Raw genomic sequence first — 2,500 nt, forward strand, 5'->3', positions numbered from 1 at the left:
GGAATTGCACGGAGCCCGACGATGCGAGCGCTGGTGCAGACATACGAAAGCCCTCCGATATGGAGGGCTTTTTCGTTTTGATCTTCGGAAAGAGTTTGGTTGCGGGGGCAGGATTTGAACCTGCGGCCTTCAGGTTATGAGCCTGACGAGCTACCGGGCTGCTCCACCCCGCGTTATCCAGGCGACGCTAGCGTCGTCCGTCCAGGTTTTTGCCTATTGGCAAAATACCGACCGATTTTTGCCTCTGGCAAAATATCGTCTGCGTAAATCGCTTTGCGATTTACGGATCTGTGCCGAGCAAATTGCTTTGCAATTTGTCTCGTGTTCCTGTGGCCCCAAACACAAAAGGCCGCTTTGCGAGCGGCCCTTTGATCGGCTTTGGGCCGTAAGTTTCGTAAAGAGAAGATTTACACGAGTTGCGTTTTGCAGACCTGGCAGCGACCGACTCTCCCGCGTCTTAAGACGAAGTACCATAGGCGCTGGGGCGTTTCACGGCCGTGTTCGGAAAGGGAACGGGTGCAGCCACCCCGCCATGACCACCAGGTCAGCGAAGCGCAACTTGTGTTGAGAAGCTGGTGGATGTTTTCACATCCTTTTATTTGAACACGTCTTACCTTTCGCGAGGCACCTTCGGCCAGAAGGCCGCAAGCGCAAAGCGCGTCGCCGGTTGTCCGGCGCGCCGTCCGCAGCGCCTATGGCGCGTGAGGACAAAAGGTCAGGCTTATCGAACTTTGTTCGATGAGCATAGTCAATGAGAACGATCAAGCCAATCGAGCTATTAGTACCGGTAAGCTTCATGCGTTGCCGCACTTCCACACCCGGCCTATCAACGTGGTCGTCTTCCACGGCTCTGATAGGGAATACTCGTTTCCAGGTGGGTTTCCCGCTTAGATGCCTTCAGCGGTTATCCCGTCCATATATAGCTACCCTGCTATGCCCTTGGCAGGACAACAGGTCCACCAGAGATATGTCCATCCCGGTCCTCTCGTACTAGGGACAGATCCTGTCAATATTCCTACACCCACGGCAGATAGGGACCGAACTGTCTCACGACGTTCTGAACCCAGCTCACGTACCGCTTTAATTGGCGAACAGCCAAACCCTTGGGACCTGCTCCAGCCCCAGGATGCGATGAGCCGACATCGAGGTGCCAAACAACCCCGTCGATATGGACTCTTGGGGGTCATCAGCCTGTTATCCCCGGCGTACCTTTTATCCGTTGAGCGATGGCCCTTCCACGCGGGACCACCGGATCACTATGACCGACTTTCGTCTCTGCTCGACTTGTCAGTCTCGCAGTCAGGCGGGCTTATGCCATTGCACTCGACGACCGATTTCCGACCGGTCTGAGCCCACCATCGCGCGCCTCCGTTACTCTTTCGGAGGCGACCGCCCCAGTCAAACTACCCACCATACACTGTCCCGGACCCGGATAACGGGCCGCGGTTAGACATCCATGACGATAAGGGTGGTATTTCAAGGATGGCTCCACAGAAACTGGCGTCCCTGCTTCAAAGCCTACCACCTATCCTACACATGCCGACACGAATGCCAGTGTAAAGCTATAGTAAAGGTGCACGGGGTCTTTCCGTCTGACCGCAGGAACCCCGCATCTTCACGGGGAATTCAATTTCACTGAGTCTATGTTGGAGACAGCGGGGAAGTCGTTACGCCATTCGTGCAGGTCGGAACTTACCCGACAAGGAATTTCGCTACCTTAGGACCGTTATAGTTACGGCCGCCGTTTACTGGGGCTTCGATTCAAAGCTTGCACCTCTCCTCTTAACCTTCCAGCACCGGGCAGGCGTCAGACCCTATACGTCGTCTTGCGACTTCGCAGAGCCCTGTGTTTTTGATAAACAGTCGCTACCCCCTGGTCTGTGCCACCCCACAATAGTTGCCTACTATGGGGTCACGCTTCTTCCGAAGTTACGCGTGCAATTTGCCGAGTTCCTTCAACATAGTTCTCTCAAGCGCCTTGGTATACTCTACCTGACCACCTGTGTCGGTTTCGGGTACGGTCTATACGGTGGAGCTATTTCCTGGAACCGCTCCGCTGCCCATCCAATCCAATAAGAATGAACAACTTGTGCGATCCGTCACTACCACCAGGCCCACGAATATTAACGTGGTTCCCATCGACTACGCGTGTCCGCCTCGTCTTAGGGGCCGGCTAACCCTGCTCAGATTAACTTTAAGCAGGAACCCTTGGTCTTTCGGCGAGAGGGTCTCTCACCCTCTTTATCGTTACTCATGTCAACATTCGCACTTCCGATACCTCCAGGAGCCCTCACAGGTCTCCCTTCATCAGCTTACGGAACGCTCCGCTACCACTCCTCAAAGAGGAATCCTCAGCTTCGGTGCATGGCTTTAGCCCCGTTACATTTTCGGCGCAAAGACCCTTATTTAGACCAGTGAGCTGTTACGCTTTCTTTAAATGATGGCTGCTTCTAAGCCAACATCCTGGTTGTTTTGGGATCCTCACATCCTTTCCCACTTA

General features: G+C 54.3%; 1 tRNA gene and 2 rRNA genes (1 of these 3 cut by a window edge). All 3 read right to left on the reverse strand.

Features of this window, described 5'->3' with window-relative positions:
• Nucleotides 1–96: 96 nt before the first annotated feature.
• Nucleotides 97–173 (reverse strand) — tRNA-Met (locus AB4Z13_RS16930).
• 256 nt (nt 174–429) lie between these two features.
• Nucleotides 430–544 (reverse strand): 5S ribosomal RNA (gene rrf / locus AB4Z13_RS16935).
• Between the two features lie 213 nt (nt 545–757).
• Nucleotides 758–2,500 (reverse strand): 23S ribosomal RNA (locus AB4Z13_RS16940) (it continues 1,144 nt past the right edge of the window).

Origin of the sequence: Rhizobium sp. YAF28 (assembly GCF_052113285.1) — a bacterium.
In the GTDB taxonomy this organism is placed as follows: domain Bacteria; phylum Pseudomonadota; class Alphaproteobacteria; order Rhizobiales; family Rhizobiaceae; genus Rhizobium.